At 70.2% G+C, this 15,594-nt stretch carries 12 protein-coding genes; 7 read left to right on the top strand and 5 right to left on the bottom strand.

The annotated features are described in order from the left end of the window. Window positions 1-123 precede the first annotated feature (123 nt). The 5 genes from HZI36_RS17815 to HZI36_RS17795 all read left to right on the top strand — a co-directional run bounded on the left by HZI36_RS17815 (window position 124) and on the right by HZI36_RS17795 (window position 3,883). Complete coding sequence (locus tag HZI36_RS17815) at window positions 124-1,689, top strand: protein adenylyltransferase SelO (protein ID WP_179403973.1); 1,566 nt, start codon at window positions 124-126, stop codon at window positions 1,687-1,689. A gap of 34 nt (window positions 1,690-1,723) precedes the next feature. Beyond that, window positions 1,724-2,155: a peptide-methionine (R)-S-oxide reductase MsrB gene (gene msrB / locus HZI36_RS17810; protein WP_179403972.1), complete on the top strand. Its 432-nt coding sequence runs from the start codon at window positions 1,724-1,726 to the stop codon at window positions 2,153-2,155. A gap of 88 nt (window positions 2,156-2,243) precedes the next feature. After that, window positions 2,244-2,774: a septation protein A gene (locus tag HZI36_RS17805; protein ID WP_179403971.1), complete on the top strand. Its 531-nt coding sequence runs from the start codon at window positions 2,244-2,246 to the stop codon at window positions 2,772-2,774. After that, complete coding sequence (locus HZI36_RS17800; RefSeq protein WP_425485251.1) at window positions 2,771-3,091, top strand: BolA family protein; 321 nt, start codon at window positions 2,771-2,773, stop codon at window positions 3,089-3,091. Before HZI36_RS17805 ends, HZI36_RS17800 begins: the two co-directional genes overlap by 4 nt. A gap of 9 nt (window positions 3,092-3,100) precedes the next feature. Next, window positions 3,101-3,883, top strand: coding sequence for a peptidylprolyl isomerase (locus HZI36_RS17795; protein WP_179403969.1), 783 nt, complete (start codon window positions 3,101-3,103; stop codon window positions 3,881-3,883). Between the two features lie 35 nt (window positions 3,884-3,918). On the opposite strand, the gene HZI36_RS17790 is transcribed toward HZI36_RS17795, so the two are convergent. The 5 genes from HZI36_RS17790 to purL all read right to left on the bottom strand — a co-directional run bounded on the left by HZI36_RS17790 (window position 3,919) and on the right by purL (window position 12,369). Further along, window positions 3,919-5,085, bottom strand: coding sequence for an FtsX-like permease family protein (locus HZI36_RS17790; protein WP_179403968.1), 1,167 nt, complete (start codon window positions 5,083-5,085; stop codon window positions 3,919-3,921). An 8-nt stretch (window positions 5,086-5,093) separates the two neighbouring features. Next, the gene (locus HZI36_RS17785) at window positions 5,094-6,248 is read right to left on the bottom strand and encodes an ABC transporter permease (RefSeq protein ID WP_179403967.1); all 1,155 of its coding nucleotides are present in this window, start codon (window positions 6,246-6,248) and stop codon (window positions 5,094-5,096) included. Window positions 6,249-6,269: 21 nt separating this feature from the next. After that, window positions 6,270-6,971: an ABC transporter ATP-binding protein gene (locus tag HZI36_RS17780; RefSeq protein WP_179403966.1), complete on the bottom strand. Its 702-nt coding sequence runs from the start codon at window positions 6,969-6,971 to the stop codon at window positions 6,270-6,272. 1 nt (window position 6,972) lies between these two features. Next, window positions 6,973-8,178: an efflux RND transporter periplasmic adaptor subunit gene (locus tag HZI36_RS17775; protein ID WP_179404061.1), complete on the bottom strand. Its 1,206-nt coding sequence runs from the start codon at window positions 8,176-8,178 to the stop codon at window positions 6,973-6,975. Between the two features lie 99 nt (window positions 8,179-8,277). Further along, complete coding sequence (gene purL, locus HZI36_RS17770) at window positions 8,278-12,369, bottom strand: phosphoribosylformylglycinamidine synthase (protein ID WP_179403965.1); 4,092 nt, start codon at window positions 12,367-12,369, stop codon at window positions 8,278-8,280. A gap of 230 nt (window positions 12,370-12,599) precedes the next feature. Here purL and HZI36_RS17765 point away from each other — a divergent pair, with 230 nt between their 5' ends. Both HZI36_RS17765 and HZI36_RS17760 read left to right on the top strand, forming a co-directional pair. Beyond that, on the top strand, window positions 12,600-13,901 hold the full coding sequence (locus HZI36_RS17765; protein ID WP_179403964.1) for an FAD-dependent oxidoreductase: 1,302 nt from the start codon (window positions 12,600-12,602) through the stop codon (window positions 13,899-13,901). A 46-nt stretch (window positions 13,902-13,947) separates the two neighbouring features. After that, window positions 13,948-15,579, top strand: a complete 1,632-nt coding sequence (locus tag HZI36_RS17760) for an NAD(P)H-hydrate dehydratase (RefSeq protein ID WP_179403963.1) — start codon at window positions 13,948-13,950, stop codon at window positions 15,577-15,579. Window positions 15,580-15,594: the final 15 nt, after the last annotated feature.

Below are 15,594 nucleotides of genomic sequence, written 5' to 3'. Positions count from 1 at the left end.
CGTATCGGTAGCGGCGGGCGCCCGCTGGCGAGGCCGGGCGGCCGGACGGCCCCGTCCCGACCGCACCTGCTGCGGTGCGCGCGGCGCCGCCTTACAATATCGGCTTAACTTCAGGCGCTCAACATGTCGTTTTCCCGCAGCGAAGCCGTTCCGGCCGATTCCCTCCCCGATCTCGCCGCCACGCTCGGCACGCCCGTCGACGGCGCGTTCGCGCGGCTCGGCGACGCGTTCTTCACCCGCCTGCCGGCCGCCCCGCTGCCCGCGCCATACGTCGTCGGTTTCTCCGACGAAGTCGCGCGGATGCTCGGCCTGGCGCCGTCGATCGCGGCCGATCCGGGCTTCGCGGAGCTGTTCAGCGGCAACCGCACGCGCGACTGGCCGTCGCACGCGATGCCGTACGCGTCGGTGTATTCCGGCCATCAGTTCGGCGTGTGGGCCGGCCAGCTCGGCGACGGCCGCGCGCTCAACGTCGGCGAGCTCGCGCACGACGGCCGCCGCTTCGAGCTGCAGCTCAAGGGCAGCGGCCGCACGCCCTACTCGCGGATGGGCGACGGCCGCGCAGTGCTGCGCTCGTCGATCCGCGAATTCCTGTGCTCGGAGGCGATGCATCATCTCGGCATTCCGACGACGCGCGCGCTGACCGTGATCGGCTCCGACGCGCCGGTGATCCGCGAGGAGATCGAGACGTCGGCTGTCGTCACGCGCGTGGCCGAGAGCTTCGTGCGCTTCGGCCACTTCGAGCACTTCTTCGCGAGCGACCGCCCGGACCTGCTGCGCGCGCTCGCCGACCACGTGATCGACCGCTTCTACCCCGCGTGCCGCGACGCCGGCGATCCGTATCTCGCGCTGCTGGAAACCGCGACGCTGCGCACCGCGGACCTCGTCGCGCAATGGCAGGCGGTCGGCTTCTGCCACGGCGTGATGAACACCGACAACATGTCGATCCTCGGCCTGACGATCGACTACGGCCCGTTCGGCTTCGTCGACGGGTTCGACGCGGGCCACGTCTGCAACCATTCGGACCAGCAGGGCCGCTACGCCTACCGGATGCAGCCGCGCATCGCGCACTGGAACTGCTACTGCCTCGCGCAGGCGCTGCTGCCGCTGATCGGGCTGAACCACGGCATCGCCGACGACGATGCGCGCGCCGAGCGCGCGGTCGAGGACGTGCAGGCGGTGCTCGCGAAGTTTCCCGAGCGCTTCGGCCCGGCGTTCGAGCGCGCGATGCGCGCGAAGCTCGGCCTCGCGCTGGAGCGCGACGGCGACGCGGCGCTCGCGAACCAGCTGCTCGAGGTCATGCACGCGAGCCATGCGGACTTCACGCTGACGTTCCGCCATCTGTCGCGCGTGTCGAAGCACGACGCGCGCGGCGACACGACGGTGCGCGACCTGTTCATCGACCGCGACGCGTTCGACCGCTGGGCGAACCAGTACCGCGCGCGCCTGTCGGAAGAAACGCGCGACGACGCCGCGCGCGCGGCCGCGATGAATCGCGTGAATCCGAAGTACGTGCTGCGCAACCACCTCGCGGAGGTGGCGATCCGGCGCGCGAAGGAGAAGGATTTTTCGGAAGTCGAGCGGCTCGCGCAGGTGCTGCGCCGGCCGTTCGACGAACAAACCGAGTACGACGCGTACGCGGCGCTGCCGCCGGACTGGGCGGGCTCGCTCGAAGTGAGCTGCTCGTCCTGACGCGAACGTGCCGATGTCCCCAGGAGATGACCCCATGTCAGCAGACAAGCAAGACAAGCCCTATCCGTACCGGAAGGACGACGCGGAACTGCGTCGCCGGCTCACGCCGATGCAGTATGAAGTGACCCAGCACGCGGCGACCGAGCGCGCGTTCACCGGCGAATACACGGATACGGAAGACGCCGGCATCTACACGTGCGTGGTCTGCGGCACCGCGCTGTTCGAATCCGGCGCGAAATTCCACTCGGGCTGCGGCTGGCCCAGCTACTTCAAGCCGATCAACGGCGAGGTGATCGACGAGAAGATGGACCGCACGCACGGGATGGTGCGCGTCGAGGTCCGCTGCAACCACTGCGGCGCGCACCTCGGCCACGTGTTCGAGGACGGCCCGCGCGACAAAACCGGCTTGCGGTACTGCATCAACTCGGCTGCGTTAAACTTCGAATCCCGGCCCGGCGACGAATGAGCCGGCATCAGCAGACAACCGCGCGCGCCGTCGGGACCCTATAACAGTGAGGGGCCCCGCGCGGCCCTTCACGCAGCAGCGATTCCCCATGAAATTTCTGTTCGATCTGTTTCCGATCATTTTGTTTTTCGTCGCGTTCAAGGTGTCGAACATCTTCATCGCGACCGGGGTCGCGATCGCCGCGACGCTCGTGCAGGTCGCATGGGTCGCGTTCCGTCACCGGAAAGTCGACACGCTGCAGTGGGTCAGCCTCGGGCTGATCGTCGTGTTCGGCGGCGCGACGCTCGTGCTGCATGACCAGAAGTTCATCCAGTGGAAGCTGACCGTGCTCTACTGGCTGTTCGCGGTCGGCCTGCTCGGCGCGCGCTACGCGTTCCGCAACAACCTGATCGAGAAGATGATGGGCAAGCAGCTGACGCTGCCGGATCCGGTCTGGGACAAGCTGAATCTCGCGTGGGCGCTGTTCTTCGCGGCGCTCGGCGCGGTCAACCTGTACGTGATGCAGAACTTCACCGAGTCGCAATGGGTGAACTTCAAGATGTTCGGCACGACCGGCGCGATGATCGTGTTCATCATCCTGCAGAGCCTGTGGCTCGCGAAATACCTGAAGGACGAATGACGATGACCGATTTTCTGCAGGCCTCGGCCGCCGAACGGATCGCGCTGATCGAGGCGCAACTCGCGGCCGCGCTCGCGCCGGTGTCGCTCGCGGTGCAGGACGACAGCGCGCAGCACGCGGGCCATGCGGGTGCTGCCGCCGGCGGCCATTACACGGTCACGATCGTGTCGGCCGCGTTCGCGGGCAAGTCGCGCGTCGCACGGCACCGGCTGGTGTATGATGCGCTCGCCGATGCGATGCGGCGCGGCATTCACGCGCTCGCGATCGTCGCACTCACGCCCGAAGAATTCAACGAATCGACCATCAAGCCTCATTAGGAATTCCCGATGACTTTGAAATCCCCCCGCCTGTGGGCCGTGGCGGCCGCGTTCGTCGCGGCGCCGGCTTTTGCCCAGAACATCGCCGTCGTCAACGGCACGGCGATCCCGAAATCCCGCGCCGACGCGATGGTCGCGCAGATGGTCCAGCAAGGCCAGCCCGACAGCCCGGCACTGGAAAAAGGCGTGCGTGAAGAGCTGATCAGCCGCGAGATTCTGATGCAGGACGCGCTTCAGCGCGGGATCGCGAACCGGCCCGACGTGAAGGCGCAGATCGCGATCGCGGACCAGACGATCGTGCTGCGCGCGCTGGTCGAGGATTTCGTGAAGCGGAACCAGCCGAGCGACGCCGAGGTGAAGGCGAAATACGACGAGATCGTGAAGAGCGTGCCGCCGGGCAGCCAGGTGCACCTGCACCACATCCTCGTCCCGGACGAGCAGCAGGCGAAGGACCTGATCGCGAAGATCAAGGCCGGCGCGAAGTTCGAGGATCTCGCGAAGCAGTATTCGAAGGATTCGGGCTCCGCGCAGAACGGCGGCGATCTCGGCTGGGCCGACCCGTCGTCGTTCGTGCCGGAGTTCGCGGCCGCCGCCGAAAAGCTGCAGAAAGGCCAGATGACCGACACGCCGGTGCAGACCCAATACGGCTGGCACGTGATCCGTTTCGACGACAGCCGCGCCGTCCCGCCGCCGGCGTTCGACAAGGTCAAGGGGCAGCTCGCGCAGCAGATGCTGCAGCAGAAGCTGCAGGTGTACGAGGAAGGGCTGCGCGCGAAGGCCAAGATCCAGTAACGTCAGCGCGCCCTTGTTGCGCCCTTATCGTGCCCTTAGCGTGCCCTAAGGGCATCGACGATACTCATCCGCGCGGCGCGCATCGCCGGCAGCCATCCGCCGATCAGCCCCATCGCGAGCGAGAACCCGAGCGTCTTCGCGACGATCGCCGGGGTCAGGATGAAGCGGAACGACAGGTCCGAGAAGGTCTGGAAGTTCGTGGTCGAGAACGACGCGAGCTGCATCAGCGTCGCGCAGCCCAGCCCGGCGACGCCGCCGACCAGGCCGAGCAGCAGCGCCTCGAGCAGAAACGCCGCGAGCACGTTGCGGCGCGTGAAGCCGAGCGCGCGCAGCGTGCCGATCTCGGCGACGCGATTCGCGACCGACGCGTACATCGTGATCATCGCGCCGATCATCGCGGCGATCGAGAAGATCGTCGACAGCGTGAGGCCGAGGATGTTGATGAACGTCGACAACGCCTTCGACTGGTCGCCGTAGAACGCCTGCTCGCGCTTCGCCTCGTCCGCGAGCCGCGGGTCGACGTCGATGTCGGCCTTGAAGCGCGCGAAGCCGGCCGCATCGGGAATGCGCACCACCATCGACGAATAGCTGGTGCGCCGGAACGACTGCATCAGCTGGTCGACGTCCCCCCAGATCTCGGAATCGAAGCCGCTGCCGCCGGCGTCGAAGTGGCCGACGACCGTCCAGTCGCGCTGCGCGAAATGCAGGCGCTCGCCGATCTGCGTGCCGTCGAAGCCCTTCGCGATCGCGCTGCCGACGATGATGTCGGACGAACCGGCGCGGAACATGCGCCCGGCCGTCAGCCGCACTTGCGGACGCAGGCCGAGCCCCGTCTGCGACACGCCGCGGATCACGACGTTCGACGGCTTGTCCGAGCCGTGCTTCACGAGCGAGATCAGCACGACCGCCTCCTTCGACGCGAGCGGCCGGCCGTCGGCGCTCATCGCGACCGACGGATGCATCTCGATCACGTTCGCCTGATCGTGGTCGATCGCGCTCTGGATCTCGGTTTCCGCACCCTTGCGGATCACGACGACGTTCTCCGGCTCGCCGGTCGACACGAGCGTCTTCGTGAGGCCGGCGTCGAGCATCAGCACGGTCGAGAACACGAACACGACGAGCGCGAGGCCGGCCGCGGTGAGCACGGTCGTGAGGCGCCGGGCCCACAGGTTGCGCGCGACGTAGCTGAGCGGGATCGCCACGGCCGCCCCTAGCCGATCGCCCGCAGGCCTTCGACCACGCGCACGTGGGCGGCCTGCCACGCGGGCACGATCGCGGCCGCGAGGCCGATCGCGAGCGAGCACGCGGCCTGCAGCGCGAGCGTCTGCGCGGACACGTTGAAGACCGGGAACACGCCGCCCGTCGCCTGCTTGAACAGGCTCGCGGCCGGCGGCATCGCAAGCATGCCGAGCCCGCCGCCGACGGCCGCGATCGCGAGCGACTCGCCGAACACGAGCAGCGCGACGAATGCCGGGCCGAAGCCGAGCGCCTTCAGCGTCGCGTATTCGACCGTGCGCTCACGCGCGCTCATCGCCATCGCGTTCGCCATCACGGCCATGATGATCACGATCACCACGTACGACACGATGCGGATCGCCGCGATGATCTGGTTCGACATCGCGACGAAGCCGAGCTGGAACGCCTGCTCGGTCTCGGTCAGCGTTTCGGCGAGCGAGTTTTTGAACGTGTTGTCGACGTTGCGCGAGATCGCGGCCGCATCGTCGGGGTTCGCGATGCCGAGCACGTACACGCCGACCTGGTCCGCCTGACGCGGCGTCGTCTTGCGCACCGTCTCGTTCAGGTAGTCCCAGTGGAAGATCAGCTGGCGCGTGATCGTCGTGTCGTCGCGGCCGTCGAGAATCCCGCGCACGACGAACTTCCACGTGCCCGGATAGATCGTGCCCTTGATCGGAATCACGTCGCCGACCTTGAAGCCGAACTGGTCCGCGAGCTGCCGGCCGACGAGGCAGCCCTGGCGATCGCGCCGATAGTCGGCACGCTGCTGCTGCGGCAGGATGAACTCGGGGTACAGGTCCAGATAGTTGTCCGACACCGCGAACATCGCGAAGAAGTTCTTCGGGTCGCGGTACACGCCGCCGAACCAGTTCGAGCGCGCGACGCTCGTCACGCCGTCGACGCCGCGGATGCGGTTTTCGTAGCTGACCGGCAGCGGAAACACGAGCGAGATCGCGTTACGCGTGACGAGCCGCGCGTTCGACGCGGCGGCGGCGCCCGCGTACCACGCGTCGACGACCGTGTGCAGCAGCCCGTACGCGAGCACCGCGATCAGCAGGCCCGCGATGGTCAACAGCGTGCGCAGCCGGTGCCGCAGCGCGTTGCGCGCGATCAGCTTCAGCGCGTACATGGCGCGCGGCCGCGATGCCGGTCAATGCGGGTGGCCATCGATCAGCTCCCCCTTTTCCAGATGCACGAGCGCCTTCGCGGCGCCGGCCGCGTGCGCGTCGTGCGTGACCATCACGATCGTCTTGCCGAGCTCCGCGTTCAGCCGCTGCAACAGCGCGAGCACGTCGGTCGCGGACGCGCGGTCGAGGTCGCCGGTCGGCTCGTCCGCGACGATCAGCGCCGGGTCGGTGATCAGCGCGCGCGCGATCGCGACCCGCTGCTGCTGGCCGCCGGACAGCTCCGACGGGTAATGGCTCGTGCGGTCGCCGAGATTCACCATGTCCAGCACGAGCGCGACGCGCTCGCGGCGCTCGCGGCGGGACAGGCGCGTGAGCATCAGCGGCAACTCGACGTTCTCGAACGCGGTGAGCACCGGCATCAGATTGTAGAACTGGAAGATGAAACCGACGTTCGCCGCGCGCCAGTCGGCAAGCGACGCCTCGTCGAGCCGCGTAATGTCGAGCCCGCCGACGCGCAGCTCGCCCTGGTCGGGCCGGTCGATGCCGGCGACGAGATTGAGCAGCGTGCTCTTGCCGGACCCGGACGGCCCCATCAGCGCGACGAAATCGCCTTCGCCGATGTCGAGCGAGATGTCGGTCAGCACCGGCACGATCTGCGTGCCGCGCCGGTACGACTTCGCGACGTGACGGATTTCGACGAGCGGCGCGGGGCTCACGCTGTTCATGCTATTTCTTCGCGATGGTCACTTTCGCGCCGTCGGCGAGCTTCGCGGCCGGCGCGAGCACGACCGTGTCGCCCGGCGCGACGCCGCGGATCGCGACGAGCTCGCCGATCCGCTCGCCCGTCGTCACCGCGGTCTCGTGCACCGCATCGTCCTTCACGACGAACACGACCTGCTTGCCGTCGCGCTCGACGATCGCGGCGGCCGGCGCGGCCGACACGGGCCGCTTCTCGCCGGCGGAGATCGGCCTCGACAGGAACGCGATCTTCGCGCTCATGTCCGGCAGCACGCGCGGGTCGCGGTCGACGAAGCGCACCTTGACCAGCACGGTCGCCTTCGAGCGGTCCACCGTCGGCACGATCCGCGACACCCGGCCGGCGAACCGCTGGTCGGGCAGCGCGTCGAGCTGGATCTCGCACGGCTGGTCGGCCCGGATGCTCGCGATGTTGGATTCGGCGACGTCCGCCTCGACTTCGAGCGTGTCCATGTCGGCGATCGTCACGACCGCGCCCTTGCTGTCGCTCGCCGACGAGAATGGCGTGATGTTGTCGCCGACGTTCGCGTGCTTCTCGATCACGACACCGTCGAACGGTGCGCGGATCGCGGTCTGGTCCACCGCGACCTGCGCGGCCTGCGCGTTCGCCTGCGCGGACGCGATCGACGCCACCGCGTTGTCGACCGACGCGTGCGCCTTGCTGACGCGCGCGACGTCGGAATCGTACTGCGCGACCGGCAGCGCGCCTTTCGGCGCGAGCACCGCGCTGCGGCGCAGGCTGATCTCGGCGTCCCTCAGCTCGGCCTTCTGCAGTTCCAGGTTCGCCTGCGCGACTTTCACCTGCGCGATCGCCTGCTCGAGTGCCGCCTCGACGTCGCTGCTTTCGAGACGCGCGATCACCTCGTCCTTCTTCACATGCGTGCCTTCGAGCACGCCGAGCCATTCGACGCGCCCCTGCGCCTTCGACGCGACCGCCGCCTTGCGCTGCGGCACGACGTAGCCGGTCGCGTTCAGCAGCGTCGCGTTCTGAAACGGGTAGACGGTCGTCACGGCCGCCGTGTCGACCGCCGGCCGGCCGGTCAGCGCGATGCCGGCGGCCACGACGGCGGCGACGATCGCAGCGCCGAGCGCATAGCGGCGCCAAGGACGCCGCCGGCGCGGCGCGGCGCTCGGCGAGCGGTCGATTTTCAGCTTGTGCAGATCGTGATCGGGCAATTTGGGAAGCCTCGTCGGGAAGCCTGGCCCCGGCCAGCTGCTGGCCAGCTGCATGCCGCCCGTCGTCCGGGCGGCAGCGAGAAACGCGAACCGGCCGCGTCAGCCGATCCAGCGGCGCGCGTTGCGGAACACGCGCATCCACGGGCCGGCGTCGTCCCAGCCTTCCGGATGCCAGCTCATCGTGACCGTGCGGTGCACGCGCTCCATGTGCGGCATCAGCACCGTGAAGCGGCCGTCGGCGGTCGTCACCGACGTGATGCCGGCGGGCGACCCGTTCGGGTTGAACGGATAACGCTCGGTCGCTTCGCCCCGGTGGTCGACGTAACGCATCGCAACCGCGACGCGGGCCGCATCCCCCTGCTGCGAGAAGTCCGCGAAGCCTTCGCCGTGCGCGACCGCGACCGGAATCCGCGAGCCTTCCATCCCCGCGAAGAAAATCGACGGCGATTGCTCGACTTCGACGAGCGAGAAGCGCGCCTCGAACTGCTCGGACTTGTTGCGCGTGAACTTCGGCCACGCGTCGGCGCCCGGGATCATCGACGCGAGGCTCGACAGCATCTGGCAGCCGTTGCAGATGCCGAGCGCGAACGTGTCCGGCCGCGCGAAGAACGCGGCGAACATGTCCGACAGACGGTCGTTGAAGCGGATCGTCTTCGCCCAGCCCTCGCCCGCGCCGAGCACGTCGCCGTACGAGAAGCCGCCGCATGCGACCGCGCCCGCGAAATCGGCGAGCGTCGCGCGGCCCGCGAGCAGATCGCTCATGTGCACGTCGTGCGCGTCGAAGCCCGCGCGATCGAATGCGTAGGCCGTTTCCAGATGCGAGTTCACGCCCTGCTCGCGCAGAATCGCGACGCGCGGACGGGCGCCCTTCGCGATGAACGGCGCGGCGACGTCGTCGCTCGGATCGAACGTCAGCACCGGCGACAGGCCCGGATCGGCCGCGTCGGAGAGCGCGTCGTATTCGGCGTCGGCGCAGGCCGGGTTGTCGCGCAGCCGCGCGATCCGCCAGCTGACCTCGCTCCACGCGCGATGCAGCTCGGCGCGCGGTACGTCGTAGATCTTCTTCGCGTCGCGGAACACTTCGATCACGTCGCGATCGTTGACCGTGCCGATCACGTGCGAGCACGCGGACAGCCCGAACTCGCGCAGCGCGACGAGCACCGCGTCACGGTCGCTCGCGCGCACCTGCACGACCGCGCCGAGCTCCTCGGAGAACAGCGCGCGAATCGTGCGATCGTCGCGGCGGCCGCTCGTCTGCTTCGCCCAGTCCTTCGCGTCGCCGTAGTCCGATTCGTGGTTCGCGTCGAGCGCCAGCATGTCGACGTTCAGCGACACGCCCGCGTGACCCGCGAACGCCATCTCGCAGACGGTCGCCCACAGGCCGCCGTCCGAACGGTCGTGGTACGCGAGCAGCTTGCCTTGCCGGTTCAGCGCCTGGATCGCCGCGAAGAAGCGCTTCAGGTCTTCCGGATCGTCGACGTCCGGCACCGTATCGCCTACCTGCTGCGTGACCTGCGCGAGGATGCTGCCGCCCATCCGGTTCTTGCCGCGGCCGAGATCGATCGCGACCAGCACGCTGTCGCCGACCTCGGCGATGCGGCGCAGTTGCGGCGTCAGGTGAGCGCGCACGTCGTCGACCGGCGCGAACGCGGAGATGATCAGCGACACCGGCGAGACGACTTCCTTCGCGACGCCCTGCTCATCCCATTTCGTCTTCATCGACAGCGAATCCTTGCCGACCGGAATGCCGATGCCGAGCGCCGGGCACAGCTCCATCCCGATCGCCTTCACGGTGTCGAACAGCGCGGCGTCCTCGCCCGGCGTGCCGCACGCGGCCATCCAGTTCGCGGACAGCTTCAGCTTGTCGAGCGACGCGATCGGCGCCGACGCGATGTTCGTGATCGCCTCGCCGACGGCCATCCGGCCCGACGCGGGCGCGTCGATCACCGCGAGCGGCGTGCGCTCGGCCATCGTCATCGCCTCGCCGCCGAAGCCCGCGTAGTCGAGCGCGGTGACCGCGCAGTCCGCGACCGGCACCTGCCACGGGCCGACCATCTGGTCGCGCACCGACGTGCCGCCGACCGAGCGGTCGCCGATCGTGATCAGAAACGACTTGCTCGCGACGGTCGGATGCTTCAGCACGTTCAAGGCCGCGTCGGCGAGCGACACGCCGGTCACGTCGACCGGCACGCGCCCGGTCGTCACGCGCGCGACGTCGCGATGCATGCGCGGCGCCTTGCCGAGCAGCACTTCCATCGGCATGTCGACCGGGTATTCGTCGGCGCCCTTCGCCTGATCGTCGACGAGCTTCAGCTCGCGCGCGTCGGTCGCGACACCGACCACCGCGAACGGGCAGCGCTCGCGCACGCAGATCGCCTCGAAGCGCGGCAGCTCGTCGGGCGAGATCGCGAGCACGTAGCGCTCCTGCGCTTCATTCGACCAGATCTCGCGCGGCGACAGCCCCGACTCCTCGAGCTGCACGCGGCGCAGCTCGAAGCGCGCGCCCTTGTCCGCGCCGTCGACGAGCTCGGGGAACGCGTTCGACAGACCGCCCGCGCCGACGTCGTGAATGCTGAGGATCGGGTTCGCGTCGCCGAGCTGCCAGCAGCTGTTGATCACTTCCTGCGCGCGCCGCTCGATTTCCGGGTTGCCGCGCTGCACCGAATCGAAGTCGAGCTCGGCGGTGTTCGCGCCGGTCGCCATCGAGCTCGCGGCGCCGCCGCCCATCCCGATCCGCATCCCCGGGCCGCCGATCTGGATCAGCAGCGAGCCGGCCGGCAGGTCGTGCTTGTGCGTGTGCGCATCGGAGATGTTGCCGATGCCGCCGGCGATCATGATCGGCTTGTGATAGCCGCGCACCACGCCGCCGACGTTCTGCTCGTACACGCGGAAGTAGCCGCCGAGGTTCGGGCGGCCGAATTCGTTGTTGAACGCGGCGCCGCCGAGCGGGCCGTCGATCATGATCGCGAGCGGCGACGCGATCCGGTCCGGGCGGCCGTACGGGCCGTGCGCGTCGTCCGGATTGCGCTCGCCGACCGGCTGCGCGGCGTCGCGCGCGTTCTCCCACGCTTCGCGCGCGCCGGGCAGATCGAGGTTCGACACCGTGAAACCCGCGAGGCCCGCCTTCGGCCGCGCGCCGCGGCCCGTCGCGCCTTCGTCGCGGATTTCGCCGCCCGCGCCGGTTGCCGCGCCGGGGAACGGCGAGATCGCGGTCGGATGGTTGTGCGTCTCGACCTTCATCAGCGTGTGCGTGAGCTCGGTGTGGCGGCCGTACTTTTCGTTCGGCTCGCCGTCGCCGCCACCATCAACGCGCTCGCCCGGGCCGGCCCCGTTACGCGGGAACCAGCGCTCGGCCTGCGCGCCTTCCATGATCGCCGAGTTGTCCGAGTACGCGACGATCGTCCCTTGCGGGTTCAGCTTCTCGGTGTTGCGGATCATCTGGAACAGCGAGATGTCCTGCGGCTCGCCGTCGATCGTCCACTGCGCGTTGAAGATCTTGTGCCGGCAGTGCTCGCTGTTCGCCTGCGCGAACATCATCAGCTCGACGTCGGTCGGATTGCGCTCGAGCTTCCTGAACGCGTCGACGAGGTAGTCGATCTCGTCGTCGGCGAGCGCGAGGCCGAGCTCGACGTTCGCGCGCTCCAGCGCGACGCGGCCCGCCGCGAGCACGTCGACGGTCTCGAGCGGCTTCGCCGGCAGCTCGTCGAACAGGTGCTTCGCGTCGTCGCGCGAGCCGACGACGCTCTCGGTCATCCGGTCGTGCAGCGCGGCCATGACGGCGGCGCGCGCGTCGTCGGCGAGCGCCTTCTTGCCGCCGAGCAGCCCCGATTTCAGCGTGACGGTGAACTCGATCCCGCGCTCGATCCGGCGCACGCGCGACAGGCCGCAGTGCAGCGCGATGTCGGTCGCCTTGCTCGCCCACGGCGAGACCGTGCCGAAGCGCGGCAGTACGACGAAGGTCTCGGCGGAGCCCTTTTCGGACGCCGCCTCGAACGGCGCGCCGTAGTGCATCAGCGCGTCGATGCGCGCGCTGTCGTCGGCCGCGAGCGGCTCATGCGCGTTGACGAAGTGCAGATACTGGCCGCGAACCGCGACGATGTTGCCGTCGATCTGCCTGAGGGTGTCGAGCAGACGCGCCTGACGGAAATCGGAGAGGGCCGAAGCACCGGGAAAACACGAGAAGTGAGCCATGAGCTGGACTTGACGTCGATGAGTCGCGCGAGACGGCGACGTGGGGCGAAAGGAAGGCCGTAATTATACCCGGAAGTCGAGCGCCGCCGGCCCGCGCTCGGTCGGCCGGACACGCGAATCGCGTGCCGCGCGCCGCCGGTTTGGCGCTATCATTCGCGGTTCACCGGGCCGCGCGCCCGTCACGGGAATCAACGCGGGCGGCCCGGTGCCGCCCGCCAGCGAAGCAATTCATGGATGTCATCGTCATCGGCGGCGGAATCAGCGGCGTCGCCACCGCCTACCAGCTCAGCGCGGCCGGCCATCGCGTCTGCGTCGTCGAACGGCACGCGACCGTCGCGCAAGGCGCGACCTATGGTGACGGCGGCGTGCTGCTGCCGAGCCCGCTCGACGCGTGGTTCGGCCCGACCTTCATGCGCGAGCGCCAGGCGCTCGACAGCGGGATCGTCTACAAGCCCGGCCTGAACGGCCAGGTGCGGCGCTTCGTGAAGCGCCTCGCCGATCTGCAGGCGCCCGACGCGTTCGTCGCGCAGTACGCGCGGCTGCAGCCGCTCGTCGACGCGTCGCGCGAGACGCTCGCGAGCCTCGAGGCCGAGTTCGGGCTCGAGTTCGAGCAGAAGACCGGCGTGCTGCACGTCGTTCGCGACGAACGCGACTGGGACGCGCTGCAGCCCGCGCTCGAGTTGCTGCGCACGCTCGAGCTGCCACACCAGACGCTCACCGCCGCCGAGTGCGCGGCGCTCGAGCCGTCGGTGCCGGCCGAGCCGCCGTTCGCGGGCGGCGTGCTGCTCGAGACCGAGCGCGCGGGCAACTGTCCGCTGTTCACGAAGCTGCTGAAGCAGATGCTCGACGAGCGCGACGTGCAGTTCCGCTTCGGCGCCGAAGTCGCCGCGCTGCGCATCGATGGCGGGCGCGCGGCGGTCGAGCTCGCGCCGGCGCGCGGCGACCGGCGCGCGGCGAAATCGCGCGAGGTCGACGTGATCGCGGCGGACGCGATCGTCGTCGCCGCGGGCGCGGGCAGCGTCGCGCTGCTCGAGCGGCTCGGCTGGGCGCTGCCGCTGCATCCGCTGCGGTTCCACACGCTGACCGCGCCGCTCGCGTACGAGGAGCACGCGCCGCGCTTCACGATCGTCGATTCGGTCAGGCGGATCGCGATGTCGCGCACGCACCGGCGCCTGCGGATCGGCGGCGGCGGCGTGCTGCAGAGCGCGCAGGACACCGCGCGGCCGCTCGCCGAGCCGCTCGCGGAAACCGCGCTCGCACTGCTCGGCCAGGCCGCGCACGACTGGATTCCCGGCTCCGCGAAAATCTCGGCCGCGCTGTCGTGGCAAGGCATCAAGCTGCTGTCGCCGGACGGCCTGCCGGTCGTCGGCCCGACCCCGCATCCGCGCATTTTCACGAACTTCGGGCACGGGCCGGCCGGCTGGGGGCTCGCGTGCGGCTCTGCTAAAGTGGTGGCGGACTGCCTCGGCGCCGAGCCGGGCTGGCCCGCCGACACGCTCGCCGCGCTGCGCGCCGGGCGCTTCCTGTCCTGATCTCCGCCGCGCATCCCCACGCGGCGGCGCCTGCCGAGCCGCCGCCATGACCGTCCCCCGCCCGCTCCCGCTCCATCGCCCCGATCCGCTGCTGCGCGTCGCCGACCTGCGCGCCGCCGAAGCCGACGCGGCCGCCGCGCTGCCGCCGCACACGCTGATGGGCCGCGCGGGCGCCGCCACCGCGCGGTGGTTGGCCGAAAGGCTCGCCGACGGGCTAACCGCAGGACTGACCGACGGACTTGCCGACGGACCCGCCGGCGGGTCTGACGACCGCCTCGCCGGCGGCCTCGCGGACGGCGGCCGCCCGGTCTGGTTCGCGGTCGGCCCCGGCAACAACGGCGGCGACGCGCTCGTCGCGGCCGCCGAACTCGAGCGGCTCGGCATCGCGACCGAAGCGTGGATGCCGGTCGAGGTCAAGCCGAGCGACGCGCGCTGGGCGCTCGGCGTCGCGCGGGCGGCCGGCGTGCCGATCTCGGCCGAGCCGCCCGCGTCGCTCGACGGCTACGCGTGGGTCGTCGACGGCCTGTTCGGCATCGGCCTCGCGCGGCCGCTCGACGGCGCGTTCGCGGCGATGGCCGAACGGATCGCCGCGCGTGCGCGCACCGTCGGCCGCGTGCTCGCGCTCGACGTGCCGAGCGGCCTCGACAGCGACACCGGCACGGTCGTCGGCGACGGCGCCGCGGCCGCCGCGACGCACACACTGACCTTCATCGCCGCGAAGCCCGGCCTGTACATGAGCGACGGCCGCGACCTCGCGGGCACGGTCGACATCGCGACGCTCGACGTCCCGCCACCTGCCGTGTCCGGTGCGCCCGGCGTGCGCCTCAACGCGCCGGCGCTGTTCGCGCATGCGCTGCCGGCCCGCCGGCACGCGTCGCACAAGGGCACGTTCGGCAGCATCGCGATCGTCGGCGGCGACACCGGCATGTGCGGCGCGCCGATCCTCGCCGCGCGCGCCGCGCTGTTCGCGGGCGCCGGCAAGGTCCACGTCGGCTTCGTCGGCGCCGGCGCGCCGCCGTACGATCCGCCGTTCCCCGAGCTGATGCTGCATCCGGCCGACGGCCTGCGGCTCGACGCGATGACGGCCGTCGCGCTCGGTTGCGGGCTCGGCACGCGCGAGCCGGCCGTGCACGCCGTACGCGACGTGCTCGCATGCGACGCCGCGAAGCTCGTCGATGCCGACGCGCTGAACCTCGTCGCCGCGCATCCGGATCTCGCGACGGCCGTCGCCGCATGCGGCGCGCGCGGCGACGCGTGCGTTCTGACCCCGCATCCGCTCGAAGCGGCCCGGCTGCTCGACTGCGACACCGCGACCGTGCAGCGCGACCGCCTCGCGGCCGCGCAGGCGCTTGCCGCGCGCTTTTCGGCGGTCGTCGTGCTGAAGGGCGCGGGCACCGTGATCGCCGCGCCCGACGGCAGCCTCACCGTCAATCCGACCGGCAACGCGGCACTCGCGACGGGCGGCACCGGCGACGTGCTCGGCGGCCTGATCGGCGCGCTGCTCGCGCAACGCGTGCCGCCCGTCGACGCCGCGCGCGCGGGCGTGTATCTGCACGGACTCGCGGCCGACGTGCTGACCGCGGACGGCATCGGCCCGGCCGGCATCGCGGCCGGCGAACTCGCGCCGACGGTGCGCGCGTTGCTGAACCGGCTGTTCTATCCGCCGGCCGGCGCATGAAAGGCACGAGCGGCA

The organism is Burkholderia guangdongensis, from assembly GCF_013403875.1.
In the GTDB taxonomy this organism is placed as follows: domain Bacteria; phylum Pseudomonadota; class Gammaproteobacteria; order Burkholderiales; family Burkholderiaceae; genus Burkholderia; species Burkholderia guangdongensis.
This window is presented reverse-complemented; position numbering and strand designations above follow the sequence as displayed.

Coding starts and splice junctions, on each gene's coding strand:
- HZI36_RS17815 (WP_179403973.1), top strand. CDS start 124: ATGTCGTTTTCCCGCAGCGAAGCCGTTCCGGCCGATTCCCTCCCCGAT.
- msrB (WP_179403972.1), top strand. CDS start 1,724: ATGTCAGCAGACAAGCAAGACAAGCCCTATCCGTACCGGAAGGACGAC.
- HZI36_RS17805 (WP_179403971.1), top strand. CDS start 2,244: ATGAAATTTCTGTTCGATCTGTTTCCGATCATTTTGTTTTTCGTCGCG.
- HZI36_RS17800 (WP_425485251.1), top strand. CDS start 2,771: ATGACGATGACCGATTTTCTGCAGGCCTCGGCCGCCGAACGGATCGCG.
- HZI36_RS17795 (WP_179403969.1), top strand. CDS start 3,101: ATGACTTTGAAATCCCCCCGCCTGTGGGCCGTGGCGGCCGCGTTCGTC.
- HZI36_RS17785 (WP_179403967.1), bottom strand. CDS start 6,248: ATGTACGCGCTGAAGCTGATCGCGCGCAACGCGCTGCGGCACCGGCTG.
- HZI36_RS17780 (WP_179403966.1), bottom strand. CDS start 6,971: ATGAACAGCGTGAGCCCCGCGCCGCTCGTCGAAATCCGTCACGTCGCG.
- purL (WP_179403965.1), bottom strand. CDS start 12,369: ATGGCTCACTTCTCGTGTTTTCCCGGTGCTTCGGCCCTCTCCGATTTC.
- HZI36_RS17765 (WP_179403964.1), top strand. CDS start 12,600: ATGGATGTCATCGTCATCGGCGGCGGAATCAGCGGCGTCGCCACCGCC.
- HZI36_RS17760 (WP_179403963.1), top strand. CDS start 13,948: ATGACCGTCCCCCGCCCGCTCCCGCTCCATCGCCCCGATCCGCTGCTG.